19 protein-coding genes and 2 pseudogenes are annotated in these 18,415 nt (G+C 62.1%); 13 read left to right on the top strand and 8 right to left on the bottom strand.

The annotated features are described in order from the left end of the window. Positions 1-123: 123 nt before the first annotated feature. From AAHK21_RS24965 to AAHK21_RS24950, 4 genes are all read left to right on the top strand, one after another. Positions 124-525: a GFA family protein gene (locus AAHK21_RS24965; protein ID WP_367859033.1), complete on the top strand. Its 402-nt coding sequence runs from the start codon at positions 124-126 to the stop codon at positions 523-525. A 151-nt stretch (positions 526-676) separates the two neighbouring features. Next, positions 677-1,219: an AAA family ATPase gene (locus AAHK21_RS24960; RefSeq protein WP_367858680.1), complete on the top strand. Its 543-nt coding sequence runs from the start codon at positions 677-679 to the stop codon at positions 1,217-1,219. 79 nt (positions 1,220-1,298) lie between these two features. Beyond that, complete coding sequence (locus AAHK21_RS24955) at positions 1,299-1,823, top strand: GrpB family protein (RefSeq protein WP_367858679.1); 525 nt, start codon at positions 1,299-1,301, stop codon at positions 1,821-1,823. Between the two features lie 120 nt (positions 1,824-1,943). Then, positions 1,944-2,807: a M24 family metallopeptidase gene (locus AAHK21_RS24950; RefSeq protein WP_367858678.1), complete on the top strand. Its 864-nt coding sequence runs from the start codon at positions 1,944-1,946 to the stop codon at positions 2,805-2,807. A 43-nt stretch (positions 2,808-2,850) separates the two neighbouring features. On the opposite strand, the gene AAHK21_RS24945 is transcribed toward AAHK21_RS24950, so the two are convergent. Further along, positions 2,851-3,768: a LysR family transcriptional regulator gene (locus AAHK21_RS24945; protein WP_367858677.1), complete on the bottom strand. Its 918-nt coding sequence runs from the start codon at positions 3,766-3,768 to the stop codon at positions 2,851-2,853. 125 nt (positions 3,769-3,893) lie between these two features. Here AAHK21_RS24945 and AAHK21_RS24940 point away from each other — a divergent pair, with 125 nt between their 5' ends. The 6 genes and pseudogenes from AAHK21_RS24940 to AAHK21_RS24915 form a co-directional block, all read left to right on the top strand. Further along, positions 3,894-4,652 carry a 5-oxoprolinase subunit PxpA gene (locus tag AAHK21_RS24940; RefSeq protein WP_367238289.1) on the top strand — a complete coding sequence of 253 codons (759 nt, stop codon included), beginning with the start codon at positions 3,894-3,896 and terminating at the stop codon, positions 4,650-4,652. Between the two features lie 94 nt (positions 4,653-4,746). Then, positions 4,747-4,992: an acetyl-CoA carboxylase gene (locus AAHK21_RS24935; RefSeq protein ID WP_023629552.1), complete on the top strand. Its 246-nt coding sequence runs from the start codon at positions 4,747-4,749 to the stop codon at positions 4,990-4,992. Positions 4,993-5,002: 10 nt separating this feature from the next. Next, a complete protein-coding gene (locus tag AAHK21_RS24930; RefSeq protein WP_367858676.1) occupies positions 5,003-6,376 on the top strand; it encodes an acetyl-CoA carboxylase biotin carboxylase subunit in 1,374 nt (457 codons plus the stop codon). Further along, positions 6,373-7,245: an allophanate hydrolase subunit 1 gene (locus AAHK21_RS24925; RefSeq protein ID WP_263160277.1), complete on the top strand. Its 873-nt coding sequence runs from the start codon at positions 6,373-6,375 to the stop codon at positions 7,243-7,245. Before AAHK21_RS24930 ends, AAHK21_RS24925 begins: the two co-directional genes overlap by 4 nt. Beyond that, complete coding sequence (locus AAHK21_RS24920) at positions 7,242-8,216, top strand: biotin-dependent carboxyltransferase family protein (RefSeq protein ID WP_367858675.1); 975 nt, start codon at positions 7,242-7,244, stop codon at positions 8,214-8,216. Before AAHK21_RS24925 ends, AAHK21_RS24920 begins: the two co-directional genes overlap by 4 nt. A gap of 112 nt (positions 8,217-8,328) precedes the next feature. Continuing rightward, positions 8,329-8,730: pseudogene (locus AAHK21_RS24915) on the top strand (allantoin permease); the annotation flags it as partial. A gap of 190 nt (positions 8,731-8,920) precedes the next feature. Here the strand turns inward: AAHK21_RS24915 and AAHK21_RS24910 are convergent. Then, positions 8,921-9,835 (bottom strand): LysR substrate-binding domain-containing protein, encoded by a 915-nt coding sequence (locus AAHK21_RS24910; protein ID WP_367858674.1) that lies wholly within the window; start codon positions 9,833-9,835, stop codon positions 8,921-8,923. Positions 9,836-9,975: 140 nt separating this feature from the next. On the opposite strand from AAHK21_RS24910, the gene AAHK21_RS24905 reads away from it, so the two are divergent. Both AAHK21_RS24905 and AAHK21_RS24900 read left to right on the top strand, forming a co-directional pair. Further along, positions 9,976-10,371 (top strand): RidA family protein, encoded by a 396-nt coding sequence (locus AAHK21_RS24905; RefSeq protein WP_104445248.1) that lies wholly within the window; start codon positions 9,976-9,978, stop codon positions 10,369-10,371. Between the two features lie 436 nt (positions 10,372-10,807). Next, positions 10,808-10,951, top strand: a complete 144-nt coding sequence (locus tag AAHK21_RS24900) for a DUF3077 domain-containing protein (RefSeq protein WP_254664164.1) — start codon at positions 10,808-10,810, stop codon at positions 10,949-10,951. Positions 10,952-11,057: 106 nt separating this feature from the next. On the opposite strand, the gene AAHK21_RS24895 is transcribed toward AAHK21_RS24900, so the two are convergent. From AAHK21_RS24895 to AAHK21_RS24870, 6 genes and pseudogenes are all read right to left on the bottom strand, one after another. Then, positions 11,058-11,300, bottom strand: a complete 243-nt coding sequence (locus tag AAHK21_RS24895; RefSeq protein ID WP_367858673.1) for a hypothetical protein — start codon at positions 11,298-11,300, stop codon at positions 11,058-11,060. Between the two features lie 1,110 nt (positions 11,301-12,410). Continuing rightward, positions 12,411-14,250 (bottom strand): annotated as a pseudogene (locus tag AAHK21_RS24890) (TonB-dependent siderophore receptor). A gap of 111 nt (positions 14,251-14,361) precedes the next feature. Continuing rightward, positions 14,362-15,297, bottom strand: a complete 936-nt coding sequence (locus AAHK21_RS24885) for a FecR domain-containing protein (RefSeq protein ID WP_367858672.1) — start codon at positions 15,295-15,297, stop codon at positions 14,362-14,364. 10 nt (positions 15,298-15,307) lie between these two features. Continuing rightward, positions 15,308-15,808, bottom strand: a complete 501-nt coding sequence (locus AAHK21_RS24880; protein ID WP_046855312.1) for a sigma-70 family RNA polymerase sigma factor — start codon at positions 15,806-15,808, stop codon at positions 15,308-15,310. Positions 15,809-15,982: 174 nt separating this feature from the next. Further along, complete coding sequence (locus AAHK21_RS24875) at positions 15,983-16,399, bottom strand: hypothetical protein (protein ID WP_267302658.1); 417 nt, start codon at positions 16,397-16,399, stop codon at positions 15,983-15,985. Between the two features lie 122 nt (positions 16,400-16,521). Further along, positions 16,522-17,094 (bottom strand): LuxR C-terminal-related transcriptional regulator, encoded by a 573-nt coding sequence (locus AAHK21_RS24870; protein WP_110605276.1) that lies wholly within the window; start codon positions 17,092-17,094, stop codon positions 16,522-16,524. A gap of 140 nt (positions 17,095-17,234) precedes the next feature. Here AAHK21_RS24870 and AAHK21_RS24865 point away from each other — a divergent pair, with 140 nt between their 5' ends. Then, positions 17,235-18,413: an acetyl-CoA acetyltransferase gene (locus tag AAHK21_RS24865; protein WP_038706289.1), complete on the top strand. Its 1,179-nt coding sequence runs from the start codon at positions 17,235-17,237 to the stop codon at positions 18,411-18,413. Positions 18,414-18,415: the final 2 nt, after the last annotated feature.

The raw sequence follows: 18,415 nt of genomic DNA, 5'->3' as shown, positions 1-18,415 counted from the left end.
GAAAACGGAGCGTCGTGGATGGCCGCTTTCGATCCAAAGCAGCCATTTACGGAGAGCTACTTACAACGTGTCGACCCATTCAGCCAGGACGGTTACGCTGGCGCCAAATGCATGGAGTCGTCAATGACAAAGACATACCGAGGAAGCTGCTTGTGCTCAGCAGTCAGTTTCGAGCTAGGCACTCCGCCAAAGGCAGTGAGTCATTGCCATTGCAGCCAGTGCCGCAAAGGTCACGGAGCTGCATTTGCATCCTATGGAAGCGTTCCGCGTAGCAAGCTGCGAGTACTTCGCGGCGCCGATAGCATCAAGATCTATGCATCTTCACCGACGGTACTGCGCGAGTTCTGTATGGAGTGCGGCTCGACTTTGTTCTGGTCACGCTCCGAAGGTGAATACGCCGACTGGATATCCATAGCGCTTGGCACGCTTGATACCCCGTTCGTGCCGAGGCAGCAGAGACATGTGCATGTCGACTCCGCTGCACCCTGGCACATGTCGTCCAGCTTTCGCACTCGGATCGGCTGACCGCCATGGGTCGATACCAGTCATCAACGACCAACCGCTAGCGACCTACGACGGACGCTCAACGCATGCATGCGCTTGCAGTTGACCGAACCCGCCGTTGCCGTACAATCGCGCCCCCAAAAATCAGCAGGCATGGCGAGAGGGCGCTTCAATGCAACGGGTGATGATCGTTGGTCAGCCAGGGTCTGGGAAAAGTACCCTGGCGCGCAAGCTTGGCGAGCGCACGGGCTTGCCGGTCGTGCATATCGACACGATTCACTGGCAGCCAGGGTGGGTTGAGCGCAGCCGTGACGAGAAGACGCGTCTTTGCCATGAGGTCGAGGCCCGTGAGCGTTGGATCTTCGAAGGCGGGCACTCGACGACATGGCAAAACCGGCTGGCCCGCGCTGACACGGTGATATGGATCGATCGCTCGGCGCCGCTTCGATTCTGGCGTGTGTTCTTCAGAACGATGCTGAGCCGCGGTCGATCTCGGCCTGACTTGCCGGACGACTGTCCGGAACTGCTGGCCAACCTGCCGGAGTTTTTCAGGTTCATGTGGCGGACGAAAAACTCGTCCCGGGAGGCGATGAAGCGATTCGTGGCGACCGCCCCGTTGGGTTGTCGCGTGGTCTGCCTGCGGTCCAATCGAGATACCGAAGTTTTTCTCGCGAGCCTGGGAGCATTGCCTGATCAGATGGTGCGAGGTCATTAGAGGCCGTTCTCGTTTGATTGTTGGCAGACGCCTGCCTTGAAGACGCATCACAACGTTTCAACCTGCCTAAGGATGGCCCATGGCGCTGACCAGCAAGATCACGATCTACAACCCTGAATGGCCGCAGCGGTACGAGGCGGACAAAGTGCTGCTCGCTTCGGCATTCGGTGATGAGCTTCTCGCCCTGCACCATGTCGGCAGCACGGCTGTCCCGCAACTTGCAGCCAAGCCAGAGATCGATGTGCTGATCGAGGTTTCAGAGCATCGCAATGAGGCAGCGCGGGACCAGGTGTTGCTGAAACTGGGGTATGTACGTGGCACTGACCTGTCGGAAGGACACCATTTCTACCGCCGCAATGTTGGCGAGGTGCGCACCCACAAGATCCATATTTGCAGGTGTGGTCACGATTCAGTCATCCAGATGCTGACGTTCAGGGATCTGCTCAGAAACGACGCCTCCCTCCGGCAGCGATATCATGACCTCAAGCTCGAGCTGGAGGCCTCCAATACCGGCGGTATGGCTGAGTATCTGGCGAGGAAGGGGCCGTTCATCATCACCGCGCTGTGTGAGGTCGGCATCAGACCTGGTGATTATTATCTATAAGGCGACTCAGTCGCTCGTGTCCGGCTGTTTCCGAACCAAAGCAGTGTTTTCAGAGCGGGCAAATCCTTATGGTCGGGGCGGAGATCATCTTTCTGAGCGTACCTGTCAAGGAGTTAAATTTTGAGAAGCATAGGGATATTGTTGTTGCTCTATTGCGTGAATATTTTCGCCACAGAGTCATCGCTCGAGAGTTATGCCGAAGCTAATCGCTTCCGTGCGGTTGGCATCACTCAACTAGATAGCTCGACAATCCTTGCCGAGGAGACTCGGCTCGCACCGTTGGCCAGTGACCTGTTGCTCAAGGTCAAGCCGATGATCCGCGAGGGCGGCAGCGGTGCGGCGATTCAACGCTACGTATTGACGCAGTTCGAACGCTACGGCTGGCTACCAATGCTAGTGGGCTACAAAGGCTATACGGCAGCCGTGCCGGTGTCGGTGAATAGCCAAGTGGGTAACGCACCGCCTACTAATACCCCATTCCCGAACGCAGCCTTGGTTAAAGTTGAGTTGGTTGCGGCTTCGGCCCAGGCCCATGTCGCCCAGGTTTGGACATTTGCCACCGCCAACGCCACCGAACAGCAGCGACAGTTGTTGGCAACAGCCCGCAGCGCGTTGCGCAGTGGCATTGATCAGGTTCGTGGTGGCGAGCCGCTGTTCAATGTGGGCCAGGCCATTCAAGAGGTGCTTGACGCCAACCAGGCGGTTGCGATTCATGAACTCGCGGGCTACGCCATGGGGCAGTCGCGGGTACAGGAACCTCAGGTGCTGGGTTACAAGGGCTACACAAACGATAACACCCTCATGCAACCAGGGCAGGTGCTGAATGTTTATGTGATCGCGAAGGCAGGCGCATTCGGGGTGCGCTTCCAGCCGCCTGATTTTTGGACTGTCCACACACAGGATGGTGCAGACAGCGTCATGCTGTCGGCGATGGTGGAGGTTACAGTTGACGGGCACCGGCTGCTGAGCAGATTGGTGGACTAATTGCTGTTGGCCAGTCCATCACTCGGATAGGCTTTCGCTGCTTTCAGCGCCGTGCGGAAAGTTGCTGCGGCGCCAGGAATGCGTCGTGGAAGTAATTGTGGAACGCGTGCATCGCCGGGCTGAATTCCCGCTCGCGATGCCAGGCCAGGCCGACGCTCATGGGGGTGACCTTGTCGGTGATGGTCACGGTTTCGATGCGTTTACCCTCCAGCGACCAGGGGCGGTGTACCAGGTCGGAGAGGATCGCCACGCCGCTGCCGTTGGCCACCATGCTGCGCACTGCTTCCACGGAGCTGGTGCGGATCCGCACGTTGGGCTGCTGTCGGGCATGTTCCCAGTAGCGCATGGCGCTTTGTTCGGCTTCGTCGACGGTAAGCAGGATGAAGGGCTCGTGTGTGACGTCGGCAAGGCTCACGGCCGAGTGTTCGCACAGCGGGTGATGGCTGGGCAGCCACAGCCGGCGCTCGGAATTGAACAGGGTTTTCGAGACGATGTCCGGGTGGGTCAGGTTCGAGGTCAGCACCACCGCCATGTCGAATTCGCCTTCCAGCAGGCCTTGCTCGATGGCCTGGCGCTCCCGTTCGTGCACTTCGATGGCCACGTCCGGGTGCCAGTGTTCCAGGCGTTGCAGATGGTGCGGCAGGAAGTAGCCGATCACCGTGTAACTGGCCGCTATCCGCAACAGGCCGGTGGCGCGAACGTCCGGCAGTGGGCTGTTAAGGGCGTCGTCGACGCTGCGCAAGATCACGTAGGCCCGATTGAGAAAGTGCCGTCCGGCATCGGTCAGGCTCATGCCCTGGGCCGAGCGCTGGAACAGCAGCGTGCCGAGCATGCCCTCCAGCTCCTTGATCGCCGTGGTCACCGCCGACTGGGAAATATTCAAATGAATCGCAGCCTGGGAGATTTGCCCGATCTCGGCCGTGGCGACGAAATAGCGAACCTGGCGCAGGGTCAGTGACATGAACAATCCGCTGGATGAGGTATCTGATTTTCAGAAGATATCCCCTCTGATAATAGATCTTCCCAAGGGGTTGGCTGGAATTTAACGTGCTCTGCATGAAGTCACAAGGGTCAGGAGCAAGTGTCATGCAGGCAGTAGATTTCAATTCGGACATGGGCGAAGGCTTCGGTCCGTGGACTATCGGCGACGGAGTCGACAACGAACTGATGGGCTTCATCAGCTCGGCCAACATCGCCACCGGCTTCCATGCCGGCGATCCCGGCACCATGCGTCGCACTGTCGAGCAGGCCAAGCGCCTGGGCGTGGCCGTCGGTGCCCATCCGGGCTTTCGCGACCTGGTCGGTTTCGGCCGCCGTCACATCAATGCACCGGCCCAGGAGCTGGTGGACGACATGCTCTATCAGCTGGGCGCCCTGCGTGAACTCGCCCGGGTTCAAGGCGTAGCCCTGCAACACATCAAACCCCACGGCGCGCTGTACATGCACCTGGCCCGGGACGAGGAAGCGGCGCGTTTGCTGGTGGAAAACCTGCAGCGCCTGGAGCCCGAGCTGCTGCTGTATTGCATGCCCGACTCGGCGATCTGGCGTATCGCCACGGAGCTCGGCCAACCGGTGATCCGCGAGTTCTACGCCGACCGCGAATACGACCTCAGCGGCTCCATCGTCTTCACCCGCAATGTGCGTGCCTACGACCCGACGCAAGTAGCGGCGCGGGTACTGCGTGCCTGTCAGGAAGGCGTGGTGCGCACGGTGGAGGGTGAAGACCTGGCGATCGAATTCGACTCCATTTGCTTGCACAGCGATACACCCGGTGCCCTGGCACTGGTCGAGGCTACCCGTAATGCGCTCGATGGCGCGGGGATCAAGGTGCGCGCACCGCGATAACGCAACCGAAGACACCTGGCACGCAGACGCCAGGACTTACTCGACACACAGATTTCTTGCCTGCCTTTCTACAAATATTCCAAGAGGAACAGACATGGCGCAGCACACAGTCATCACCCCGTTGCCGGGGACTTTCTACCGCAAGGCCACCCCGGAATCGCCGAACTACGTCGAGGCCGGTGCCAACGTCAGCGCCGACACGGTGATCGGCCTGATCGAGGTCATGAAGCAGTTTTCCGAACTGACCGCGGGTACGGCAGGGCGTCTGGACGCGTTTCTGGTCGAAGACGGTGATCCGGTTGAGCCGGGTCAGGTCATCGCCACACTCGAAGACGCGTGAGGGCACAACCATGACTCAAGGCATTCGTAAGTTGCTGATCGCCAACCGCGGCGAGATTGCCGTGCGGATCATCCGCGCCGCGCAAGCGCTGGGGATTCCCACTGTGGCGGCGTGCAGCGAAGCAGACGTCGATTCCCAGGCCGCACGCATGGCCGACGAAGTGCACATCCTTGGCCCGGCCCGCGCCGACAAGAGCTACCTCAATGTTGAAGCGCTGCTCGGTGCCCTGAAGGCCACCGGCGCCAACGCGGTGCACCCAGGCTACGGCTTTCTCTCGGAGAACGCCGAATTTGCCGAAGCGGTGCAAGCCGCCGGGGCGATTTTCGTCGGCCCAAGCCCCGAGACCATCCGGCGCATGGGCGACAAGGCCGAAGCCCGGCGCACTGCGCAAGCCGCGGGTGTGCCGGTGGTGCCCGGCTCCCCGGATGAACTGTTCGATGTGGAGTCGGCGCTCAAAGCCGCCGAATCCGTCGGCTTCCCGCTGCTGATCAAGGCCTCGGCCGGTGGCGGCGGGCGTGGCATTCGCCTGGCGGAAAACCCGCAGCAACTGAGCGAAGAATTCCCCCGTTCCCAGCGCGAAGCCCAGGCCGCCTTCGGCAACGGCGCGGTGTATCTGGAGCGCTTCATCGGCAAGGCCCGGCACATCGAAGTGCAGGTGCTGGGCGACGGCAAGCATGCGGTGCATCTGTTCGAACGCGAGTGTTCGCTGCAACGCCGCCGGCAGAAGATCTTCGAAGAAGCGCCGTCGCCGGTCCTCGACGCGCAGCAGCGCGAGACCCTCTGCGCGAGTGCCGTGCGCCTGACCGAGGCCCTGGGCTATCAGGGCGCGGGCACCCTTGAGTATCTGTACGACGACGCCACCGGAGAGTTTTTCTTCATCGAGATGAACACGCGGATCCAGGTGGAACACCCGGTCAGCGAGCTGATCACCGGCATCGATCTGGTTCAGGCCATGTTGCGCATCGCCGGCGGCGAACCGCTGGGCCTCAAGCAAAGCGATATCCGGCTCAACGGCGCGGCCCTGCAAATGCGCCTGAACGCCGAAGACCCGGCGCGGGATTTCTTCCCAAGTCCAGGGCTTGTGCAAACGCTGAACTGGCCGGAAGGCGAGGGCGTGCGCGTCGACAGCCATCTGTATGAAGGCTACCGAGTACCGCCATACTATGACTCGCTGCTGGCCAAGCTGATCGTCCATGGCAGCGATCGCACCGAGGCCCTGGCCCGCGCGCGACTGGCCGTGGAGCAGACCACGCTCACGGGCATGGCCAGCACCTTGTCTCTGCACGGCGAGTTGCTGGAGCAACCCTGGCTGCACACCGCCGATTTCCACACCGGCACTTTGGAAACCTGGCTGGCCGAGCGCCGCAGCGGAGGTGCAGCATGAGCAGTCCGATTCGCTACAGCTTTGGCGCCGACGAACATCTGTTTGCCGAAGTCAGCGACAGCATGTCCCTTGAAGCCTTCTTCAAGGGCATGGCCGTCACCCGTGCGGTGGAGCGCTTGGCCCTCGATGGCGTGCTCGACGTGTGCCTGGCCAACGCCTCGTTCCAGATCCGTTTCGATCCGGACCGCATCGCCCCGGCTGATCTGCTCGAAGCGGTGAAGGGCGCCGAAGCCGAGGCTGTGGCCGAGCGCACCCTGCATACCCGGATCATCGAGATCCCGGTGCTCTACAACGATCCGTGGACCCACGAAACCCTGATGCGCTTCCGCGACCGCCACCAGGACCCGAACGCCACGGACCTGGAGTACGCCGCGCGCATCAACGGCCTGGCCGACGTCGAGGCGTTCATCGCCGCCCACAGTGGCGCGCCGTGGTTCGTTTCGATGGTGGGCTTCGTGGCGGGCCTGCCGTTCATGTTCCAGATGGTCGAGCGCGAACGGCAGTTGCAGGTGCCCAAGTACCTGCGACCCCGTACCGACACGCCGAAATTGACCCTGGGCCATGGCGGCTGCTTCGGTTGCATCTACTCGGTGCGTGGCGCCGGTGGATATCAGATGTTTGGCGTCACTCCGGCACCGATCTACGACCCGCAGCAAAGCCTGGGGTACCTCAAGGAACACATGGTGTTCTTCCGTCCCGGCGACATCGTGCAGTTCAAGTCGATGGACCGCGATGCCTATGACCACGCCGTGGCCGAGGTCGAAGCCGGGCGCTTCGATCTGCGCATCCGTCCAGTGGAGTTCTCGCTCGATGCGTTCCTCGCCGACCCGATCGGCTATCCCAAGTCGCTGCAGGAGGTGCTGGCATGATCAAGGTACTCAAACCAGGCCTGGCCACCTCAGTGCAGGACCTCGGCCGCGAGGGCTATTACCATCTGGGGATACCACCTTCCGGGGCACTGGACCAGTACGCCCTGAGCGCGGCCAATCAGTTGGTGGGCAATCCGGCCAATTCGGCGGCGCTGGAGTGCACCTTGCTGGGGCCGGAGCTGGAGTTTCAGCAGGACGCCCTGGTGGCGGTATGTGGTGCGCAGATGACGCCGAAAGTCGATGGCGTGGACATGCATCTGGACACTGCCTTCGAAGTGAAGGCCGGACAAGTGCTGCGTTTCGATTTTCCCAAGGCTGGCGCGCGGGCTTATCTGGCGGTGGCCGGCGGTATCGATGTACCGGTGGTGCTCGGCAGTCGCTCCACCTACGCGCTGGGGGCGCTGGGTGGTTTTCAGGGGCGCAGGCTGGTGATTGGCGATGAACTGCCGGTAGGCGCCGCCAGCGGCAAGGGGCGCGTCGGGGCGAGTCTGCCCATGGCGTTACGACAGTCGCTGGGAGGGGAGGTCACCCTGCGGGTGGTGCCGGGGCTGTACTACGATCGCTTGACCCTGGCGGCGGCGGACAGCTTTTTCGCCGAAGCCTGGACCGTCGGCTCGGAGGCAGATCGCATCGGCTATCGCTTCAAGGGTGGCAGCCCGCTGAGCTTTCAGCCTCGCGAGCAGCCGTTCGGCGCCGGCTCCGATCCTTCGAACATCGTCGACAGCTGCTACCCGATCGGCTCTATCCAGGTGCCGGCAGGGCTCGAGCCCATCATTCTGCACCGCGATGCAGTGTCCGGTGGCGGCTACGCGATGATCGGCACGGTGATCAGCGCCGACCTCGATCTGGTTGGCCAGATGCAACCCAACCAGAAGGCCCGCTTCGTCGCGGTGACTCTGGAAGAGGCGCTGCAAGCCCGACATTCCTACAAGAAAAAACTCAGCTGTCTGAGCAAGCTGTTCCCTTCCTGATCTGCCCGCCGTACTGCGCGGGTAAAGCCAAAAAAGGCTAGCCAACGCCGCCCCTCGGTGCGGGGGCGGCTGCCCGCGCTTCAACCTCTGACTGGCTCTGGAGTTCACGCATATGGCTGCTTTATCGCAATCGAGTCAAACCGGAAAGGACCCGGCCAATCACCCCGTTCCGACCGACGCGCGCATGGGGCGACTGTCGTTGACCATGGCCTGGTGGGCGGTGTGCAGTGCAATGTTCTATATCGTGGTCGGCGCTTCCCTGGCGCTGTCCTACGGCGCGCGCAATGCGTTGATCGGCATGCTGTTGTCGGTGATCAGCTATGGCCTGGTCAACAGCGTGCTCAGTCGCTTCGCTATGCGCAGCGGCTTGTCGGTGGCCCTGTTTTCGCGGCTGCTGTTCGGTAGCACCGGTGCGTGCCTGGCGACGCTGATCTTCTTTTCCACGGCCATTTACTACGCGGTTTTCGAGGGTTCGGTGATCGCCGTGGCGCTCAATCACCTGTATCCACAGTTGGCGTAGGCTTAGTAACTGTGGAGGTCTGCTTATGGCCGATTGCTACCCGTTGCCACCGTCCGCTATGGGTCGAAAGCTGCAGTTCATGAATGACTGCTTCCGACCCATAGTTGGCCTCCGCCGCACTGTCAGAAAACGGGCAAAAGCAGAAATTCGGAGTGCCTGGTCCAGGAACGGCCTTGCACCTGTTTCAGCCAATCACCGGCGCATGCTCTGCCATCAATTCGGTTATCCAGTCGATAAACACTCGCACCTTGGCGCTGACATGGCGATTCGGCGGGAAGGCCAGGTACATCGGCATCGGCGACATGTGCCAGTCTTCGAACAGCGGCAGCAGTTCGCCGCTGATCAGGTGCGGTTTGGCCATATACTGCGGTAGCCAGAGCATCCCGAGGCCAGCCAGGCCGGCGGCAAGGTATGCATTGCCGTCATCGACTGTCAGTTGCGGGCGCGCCTGGACCTCCAAGCGTTCATCACCTCGGTGCATCGCATAGGGCAAGGTTTTGCCTGTGCGAAACCAGAGAAAACCGACGGTTCTGTGCTGGCCTTCCTCCAGCTCAAGGGGGTGAACCGGCGTCCCGAAGCGCTGCAGATAGCCGGGCGTGGCATAGATGCCAAGTTTCAGATCGCCCACATGCCTTGCCACCAAGGACTGGTCGGTGATCTCGCCGCCACGCACCACGCAGTCAATGTTTTCACCGATGATGTCGACGATGCGATCGCTCACGCCCACCGTCAGCTGGATTTCCGGATAACGTGCAAAGAACCCCGGCAAGGCAGGTATGAGCAGCATTCGCGCCAGCGGGCTGGGTACATCCACCCGCAGCCGGCCGCGTGGTGCCATCGACGCGCTGGACAAGCTGGTCTCGGCGTCGTCCATGTCTGCCAGTAACCGGACGACGCGTTCGTAGTAGGCCGCGCCATCGGCGGTGACGTTGACCTTGCGTGTGGTGCGGTTGAGCAGGCGCACGCGCAGCCTTGCTTCCAGCTGCTGAATGAGCTGCGTCACGGTGGTCTTGCTCATGTGCAGGGTAGCGGCCGCCTTGGTGAAACTGCCGGTTTCCACCACCCGGGCAAACGCCTGCATTGCATCGAATCGGTCCATTCCACGCCTCGTTCGCACCTGGATTGTTTGGAGTATACAAACAGTCCTGGCCAGAGCTGCCCGTTTATCCAGGCAAGTGGCCTTTTTATAGTGGCCTCACCGTAAACACCGGGCCGCTAGGGCCCAGAACGAGGTAGGCCATGTCCAGCAAACGTGATGTCGTTTTCCCGCCAGATCGCCATGCTTTGTACGAGTTGCACCGCTACTCGCCGGCGATTCGCTCCAATGGTTTTCTGTTCGTATCCGGTCAGGTCGGCAGTCGTAAGGATGGTTCGGCCGAGCCTGACCTCGCGGCTCAGGTTCGTTTGGCCTTTGCCAACCTCAACGCGATCCTGGCCGAGGCGGGCGGTAGTTTCGAGGATGTGGTTGATACGACCATCTTCATGGTCGACCCCGACTCGACATTCGAAACCATCTGGGAGGTGGCAGCCGAGTATTGGGGCGAAGCGCCTTATCCCACGGTGACTGCTATCGGCGTGACCTGGCTGTCCGGCTTCGATTTCGAGATCAAGGTGATCGCGAAACTGCCGCAATAGTAATGGGGTAGGGGAGCATGTTCATAGCGCGTCCTACAGGCATGAATAAGATTTTCCCTAGTTCGAGTAGTCTGGTTCCGAAGCATGCTTTGACCACTGTTGCGCCCCCGAAGTGGCGGCTAGTCTCGCTGGGTCGTATCAACGGCCGGGTCTGCAAGCCTGCGCGGTATTACGATGGTGCTCACCATGAGCCTCGGCGTTGAGTCGTGGGTCTCGCTTTATGGTGGCTGCGTGCGGGTGACCTTTTGGTCAGCCGGGTTTTCGCCTCGTAATGCCCCGGTCTTGCAGGCCTGCACGTAGCTGCCATCTTTCACTGTCCGCCGAATTCCCTCTCCTTAAAGACGCCCCGCACCTGCCTGGAAGGCGCCACCAAAGGTACGCGGCTGTTCCGCGTAGAGCCTGGCAACTGTGCGACCACGCCACGGAGCAGGCCTCCGTGCTGCTCGACAGCGCCCGCCGGGCTTCCTTCATCGGTGTGATGGACAACGAACCGGTGCTGGTCTGGGCATCGCACTACCTGAGCGATATGGCCAAGGCATTGATGGATGATGCGCATATGGGGATTTTGAAGAAGGTGTGACACAGACAGGGGAGGCGCGCGCAGGGCCGCCCCGACTTGCTCCCGTCAGAAACGCCCCCTGAGTAAAAGGGGGCGGATTTTTCCTCGCCAGAGTTTGGAATGGCTATCAGTCCATATCCGAGAATCGCCGCCGCGTCAGGAACAGCACCACGCCTAGCGGCACAGCCAGTAGCGCCAGCAGCTCCAGGTCAAAGCCCAGCACCTGTTGCTGGTCGACTTTGAAGATGCCGACCAAGCCTGCGGCTAACAGCGCCACGCCCAGCCACTTGCGTAAGGGGGATGGTCTCAGAAACTGAACGAGGAGTGCGCCCAGTACCAGAAGGATGACAGCTTGCATGATGTAAGGCATGTGCCGTTCCTCAGACCTTGATGACCAACGTCACGCCAGAACGTTGCGGGCCAATCCCGCCATGAACCTCTCCCTCGATGCACTTTCCATAAGGGTAATTTGCGAGAGATTGAAGACGATCCCTTCATCGGTTCTGCACTGCGTGGTCCTCTCGAATTTCATGCGCGTGTCCATTCGTGCAAAAGAGGCGATGTTCTACTAGCGATGGGGTAGATGCAAACTGTCTCTCGGATAGCTGGGTAACGGGGTAGGGAGCAAGTTCGTATCGCGTCCTACAGGCATGAATAAGATTTTCCCTATTTCGAGTAGTCCGTTTCCGAAGCATGCTTTGGCCACTGTTGCGCCCTCGAAGTGGCGGCTAGTCTCGCTGGGTTGTTGCCAAATCAACGGACGGGCCTGCAAGCCCGTCTGAACATCGAACTGTACTCACCCTCGAGTCGCTGGCGTTTTCCAGTGGTTGTGCTCAATGGTGGCTACGTGTGGTTGGCCCTCGGGCCGGCCGGGTTATCGCTCGATGTTCCCCGGACTTGCAGAGCCGCACGTAGCCGCCACCCATCCTCCTGCAGGTCAATGGGTGTCTGGTTGATCATTCATGAACGTCGAGTATGAAGTCGTGTTGAAGATCATCCCGGATCCACCTCCGTGCTCCGAATCTCCCCAGCTCCTTCAAGACACTTTGGTCCAGGCCACCGAGTACGTCATGTGTGCGTTCGCCGTCGCCTATCAGTCGTTTTGACGGATGATGCACATATGGGAATGTAGTAAAGGCCTCCAGATGTCCGCCGCAAATCTTGCAGCGCCAATGAGATCGAGCGCCGCCCGCGCGGCGCATCGCTGGCAAGCCAGCTCCCACATTTGTTTCGGGCCAGTTATGCCTGCGCCGCCGCGGCTGTACGCCTTGTGGGTACGACGCGGTTTCAGTGTGTGCACCACTGGCGTCCCACCTGTCTCAATACATGCACCAAGGCGGACAGCGACAACTTCACAGGACAGACTGGCCCGAAACAGATGTGGGAGCTGGCTTGCCAGCGATGCGCCGCGCGGGCGGCGCTCGATCTCATGGGCGCAGAAGCCTTTGCGGCGAACACATGGAAAGGCCTGGCGCTTACGTCAGAAACTCCCCTTGAGCGTCACCATGAAGTTGCGCGGCTCACCGTAGTAGTTGCCCCAACCAGTGGCCCCCACAGTCGAGTAATAGCGCTTGTCCAGCAGGTTGTTGCCGTTCAGCGCCAGGCTCCAGTGTTCGTCCAGGCGATACTGCACGCGACCGCTCCACAGCGTGTAGCCCGCTTGCTCGATGCTCAGGTTGCCCTGGCGGCGGAAGTTCTCGCTCTGGCTGGATACCCCGGCCCCCACGGTCCAGCGGTCAAGCGCGCCGGCGAGCTGGTAGTCGCCCCAGACCTTGAGCATGTGTCGCGGGATGAAGCTGGACGTGAAGTTGAGCTCGGTCGGCTCGGTCTGGTTGATGGTGTTCAGGTACTTGGTCTGGGTGTAGGTGTAGCCCGCCAGCAGTTGCAGGCGCTCGATGGGCGAGCCGCTGACCTCGGCTTCGAAGCCCTGGGCGCGCACCTTGCCGCTGTCGGTGTAGCAGTACTGGTCGCCCGAGCCCTTGCAGGTGTCGACGAAGTCGGTTTCGGCGCGGTGCTCCTCGATGGTGCGGAACAGGTTGAAGGCAGTGTTGAGCGCGCCGCCGAACAGTTCACCCTTGATGCCAAGCTCGTAGTTGGCGCCGGTCTTCGGTTGCAGGGCCTGGCCCTGGGCGTTCACCAGGTTGCTCTGCGGCTGGAAGATATCGGCGTAGCTGGCGTAGGCGGTCCATTCATCGTTGAGGTCATAGAGCACTGCGGCGAAGGGCGTGACCTGGCCGTTCTCCTGGCTGCGGTTATGCACCCAGTAGTCCCAGGCCTGGGTGTAGGAATCGCTTTTGTTGCGGTACCAGCTTACTCGTGAGGCCGTGGTAGCAGGGCGAGGCATCGACGTCTTCATAGGCCAGGCCGACGCCCAGGGTGGTGTCCGGCGTCACGTCCCAGTCCAGGGCGCCGTACAGCACCTGGTCCTGGCGCTTGGCGTTGTCGTAGAAGTACTGGCGATCCTGCAGGGTGGCCACGGCGCGGCCGCGCACGGTACCCGATTCGTTCAGCGGGCCGCCCACGTCCACCTGGCCGCGGTAGTTGTCCCAGGTGCCGGCGGACAGGGTCAGTGTGGTCTGGGCCTTGTCCTGGCCACGTTTGCGCACGAAGTTGACGCCACCTGCCGATGAACCGGAACCTTTCATCATGCCGCCCACGTCCAGCGGCACGCCGTCGTACTGGTACTGGCCGTCGAGGTTGAAACCGCGCGAGTAGAAGTACTTGCCGCCCATGGGCGAGTCGTAGACGGTGATGCCGGGGGTCTTGTCCAGCACCTGTTCCAGGGTGTTGAGGTTCTGGTCGTCGAGCATCTTGCGGGTCATCACCGTGACCGACTGCGGTGTCTCCTTGAGCGTATGCACGCCTTTGCCGATGGTCACCGCCCGCGCTGCATAGGACTGGGTACCCTCGCTGGTGGCGTCGAGGCGGTTGGCGTCGATGGTCAACGGCCCCAGCTCCATCGCGGGGCCATTGTCAGCCGGGATCAGCACATAGCCGCCATTGCCCTGGCGCTGGGCTTGCAGCCCGCTGCTGCCGAGCAGGCGCAGCAGGCCTTCCTCGACGCTGTAGCTGCCGTCGAGCCCGGGGGTGGAGAGATGGCGGGTCTGCTCGGTGTCGAACGAAATGGTCACCCCCGCCTGCACGCCGAACTGGGTGATGGCGTTGCCCAGGGGGCCGGCTGCGATGTGGTAGGCGGTCTGGCTGACGGCCAGGGCGTCGACCGGCGCGAACATCAACGCAGGCGCGGTGGCGAGGGACAGGCCGAGGGTGAACCGGTGGATGGCGTGGCGCAGGCGGGTGCTGGGCTGAAGAAGCGGCATTGGGTGATCCTTGCGTGTCATGGCGGGAAGTCGCTGTCGTCGCGGCTTGTGTCATGGACGGACGAGAATCGAAATCAGCAAGATTGCGAAAAACTTTTTTTTGCACCGGGCTCAGGCAGGTTCGACGTTGACCCAGTAACGGCTCAGGTAGCGCACCCGCACGGGCAGGGATTTCGGCAGGTTCGCCAGGGCGATATCGGTGTCATCGATGGCGAACGAGCCGGAAATACGCATGCCTTGAACGGACGGCGCGCAACGCAGCACGCCGGGGCGGTAGCGGCCCAGTTCGGCGATGAAATCGCCCAGGCGCCAGTCGTTCACGCTGAGCATGCCCTGGACCCAGGCCGCGGAATCGGCCGGCAGGGCCTGGGCGCGGCCGATCGCGTCGCGGTCAAAGCCGGCCTGTTGGCCGGCGTCCAGGCGCAACACCTGGTCGAGGTGGCGTTGCGGGCGTATCTCGACGGCGGACTGCAACACGCCGACCTGTGTCTGCTGCGCTGTGTGGCGCACGCTGAACTGCGTGCCCAGCGCACGCACGTTGCCGTTGTCGGTGTGCACGATGAACGGGCGGCGGGCGGCGTCGCTGGCGGTGATGATCAGGATCTCGCCGCGATACAACTGGATCGCCCGCACCTGGGCGTCGAAGCGCACGTCGAGTGCGGTGTCGACGTTCAGCTCCAGCTGCGAACCGTCGTCCAGGCGCAGCGAGCGCCGTTCACCGCTGCCGGTGCGCTGCTGGGCGAGCAGGGCGCGATAGGGCACCTGCTCGCTGGCCAACCAGGTACCGCCACCGACCGCCAGTAGCAGGCCCAGCACCTTGAGCACCTCGCGGCGCTGCGCCTGGGCCGCGCCCAGGCCTGACAGCGCAGCCTGGCGCGGCACCGTTGACCACTGGTGTTGGAGTTTCTCCACCTGGGCCCAGGCTTCGGCATGCGCGGGGCTTGCTGCCAGCCAATCGCGCCAGGCCTGGGTCCGTGCTGTGTCGGCATCACCGTCATTGAGTTGCACGTACCAGGTCGCGGCGGCCTCGAGGGTTTTCAGGTCCACTGGCCGGCCCTCAATTGTCGACCACCAGCAGGCAGCGGGTCATGGCCCGGATCAGGTGGTTCTTGACTGTGGTGATCGATACATCGAAGCGTTCGGCAACTGCCGCGTAGGTCAGCCCTTCCAGTTGCACCGCGAGGAAGATGTCACGGGTCCTGGGGCCCAGTTCGTCGAGCAGTGCATCGACCGCTACCAGCATTTCGATGATCGACAGGCGCGTCTCCGGCGACACTTCGACCGGCTCCGGGCGCAGGGCCAGGGCCTGCAGGTAGGCCTGCTCGATGGCGCGCCGCCTGACTTTGTCGATCAACAGCGCTCGGGCAATGGCGCTGAGGTAGCTGCGCGCCTCGCGAATGGGGCCTTGGTTGCGGGCAGTCATCACCCGCAGGAAGGTGTCGTGGGCCAGGTCGGACGCATCGGCGGCATTGCCCAGGCGTGCGCGCAGCCAGCTTTTCAGCCAGCCGTTGTTTTCGCAGTACAGCTGGTGAAGCGCCGAGCGGTCGAGCGTCGACATAGAGCGGGATCCACGATGTAAATGGTAATTGTTCGCATTGTCTCGGGGTGGCGGGGGGATTGCAAGACTCGGCTGATTACTCTCTCCGGACCAAGTCGTGCACCCGGCTTGGTTTCTGCGGACCAGGCAATTGGTCGCCTTGCTCGAGTTCATGGCGTCATGGCGACCGCTTGTTCAGACGTTCAGGGTCAGCGACCAGCTGTGCTGCAGAACCTGCGACAGATCGCGGGTCAGCTCATCAAGGGCCTCCTCGGCGACATGTCCTTTCAGCATCAGCCTGAACTGGTCATTCAGAATCTTGCCCTGGCTACTGAGCTTCTCCTTGGAGTGATCTACGAGGCCGAAGCGGTAAGGCGTCCAGCCATGAGACATCCGGCTCAGATTGTTCGCTGTTCGCTTGACCAGGTTTTCTTTTGTGACTGCCATGCCGGGTGAGTATCGATATAGCTGCGTACCCTCCTTGATGGTCGCGGCTTCAACAACCCGCCCTATGATTGCCAGGATAAAATCGTTGGCGCCGTCTTGCAGCTTTTCATCCTCCGCCAGCATGGACGAGATGATGTTGTTCAGGTCCTTTTCGTTTTGATGCATTTCTATCTTCCGGGATGATCTGGGGCTATTGCACTGTAAAGGGAGCCTGTGGCCCCGGCCAGGGCGGATACGCGCATTTGACTGACAATGCGATTCTACCGTTGCGGTCAGCGCCTGCGCTGTCAGCTAATGAAAATGATCCTGGACACCAGCTCCGCACTGTTCTTCGCCTGCAACTTCTTCATCAACCGCGCCCGATGCACTTCCACCGTCCGATGCGATATCCCCAGCTGCCGCGCCACTTCCTTGCAGGTCAGGCCGTTGACGATATGCGACGAAATCTGCCGCTCACGCGGCGTCAGTTGCACCGCGGGCGCCGGCTGCCGGTCGAGCCGTTCGAAATGCCAGATCATCAGCTTGAACGGATCCTCCGCCGTCAGCGTGAAACCCTGGGCACGGGCCCAGAACACCTCGCCGCTGCGGTGCTGCATGAAACGCTCGTCCGAATAGAACGCGCCCAGACCGTTGCGCAGCCAGTGCTCGCTGCGCTCGCCAATGCTCTGGTAGTCGGCCTGGGAAGGGTAGAGCAGCAGGGTCAGGTGCCCGCGTAGCTCCTCGCGGGTGTAGCCGAACAGCCGGGCGAAGGCCTCGTTGCAGTCGAGCATGCGCCGATGCCCGGTGATCAGTTGCGGCGCGGGTGACACCTGGAACGCCAGGCGCTCGAGGTCCGGGGAGGCGTGGGTGGGTACGGTCATCAGGCTTCCTGCCTCGGTGCTTATGGTCATGCCCCGTAAGGCTCACTACTTACTCGTGTACGTAGTTGCCCCAACTAGCGTGGGATTCGGGTGCTGACACATTGTATGCAATACCCGCTTCAAGGACAGAAGAAAACACCATGTTCCACGATTCCGTCGCCATCGTCGCCGCCGCGCACAGCCCTTTCGGTCGTTTGGATGGCCTGAACCTCGAAGACCTGATCGTCCAGGTCACCCGCGATGCCTTGCAGGATGCAGGCATCGACGCCGCCGAGATCGACGCGCTGTTTCTCGGCCACTTCAACTCGGGCCTGGTGGCCGACGGCTTCCCCGCCTCGCTGATGCTGCAGGCCGACCCGCAACTGCGCTTCAAACCCGCCACCCGCTGCGAAAACGCCTGTGCCTCGGGCTCGGCGGCGATCCAGGCCGGGATCAACGCGATCCGCAGCGGCGCCGCCGAGCTGGTGCTGGTGGTCGGCGCGGAGAAGATGACCGGCAACAGCACGGTCGAGGTCACCCGGGCGCTGGCCGGCGCCGGTTACCAGAACGCCTTGCAGGAGGCCGGCCTGAGTTTTGCCCAGCTGTTCGGCCAGGTCGCCCAGCAATACACCGAGCGCTACCACAGCCCACTGGCATCGATGGCGGCGATCGCGGTGAAGAACCACGCCAATGCCATGGCCAACCCGCTGGCGCAGATGCACCGGGTGATGGACTTCGAGCACTGCAACCAGGTGTCGCCGAGCAACCCGCTGATCGCGGCGCCCCTGCGCCTGACCGACTGCTCGCTGATCAGCGACGGCGCGGCGGCGATCATCCTGGCTTCACCCGCCCGCGCCCGCTCGATGCGGCGCCAGGTAGCGATCCGCTCGATGGTTCAGGTCAATGATTTCCTGCCGCTGTCGCGCCGCGACATGCTGGCCTTCGAGGGGCCGCAGCGGGCGATTCACGGGGCGCTGCGCGAGGCGGGGGTGACCCTCAACGACCTGAGTTTCGCCGAGGTGCACGACTGCTTCACTATCGCCGAACTGCTGATCTACGAAGCCATGGGCCTGGCGCCGCGTGGCGAGGGGCACCGCGCCCTGGACGACGGCATCGTGCGCCAAGGTGGGCGCTTGCCGGTGAACCTGTCCGGCGGGCTCAAGGCCAAGGGGCATCCGGTGGGGGCAACCGGGGTGTCGATGCATGCCCTGGGCTTCGCCCAGCTGACCGGCAAGCCCATCGGCCTGGGCGTGCCCAATGCCGAGTTTGGCCTGCTGTTCAACATGGGCGGCATGGCGGTGGCCAACTACGCCAGCGTGCTGCAAGCCGTCAGGGTCTGAGC

The organism is Pseudomonas sp. TE50-2, assembly GCF_040813665.1.
In the GTDB taxonomy this organism is placed as follows: Bacteria; Pseudomonadota; Gammaproteobacteria; order Pseudomonadales; family Pseudomonadaceae; genus Aquipseudomonas; species Aquipseudomonas soli.
The sequence above is the reverse complement of the archived record's forward strand: the minus strand, read 5'-3'. Positions and strand labels throughout refer to the sequence as shown.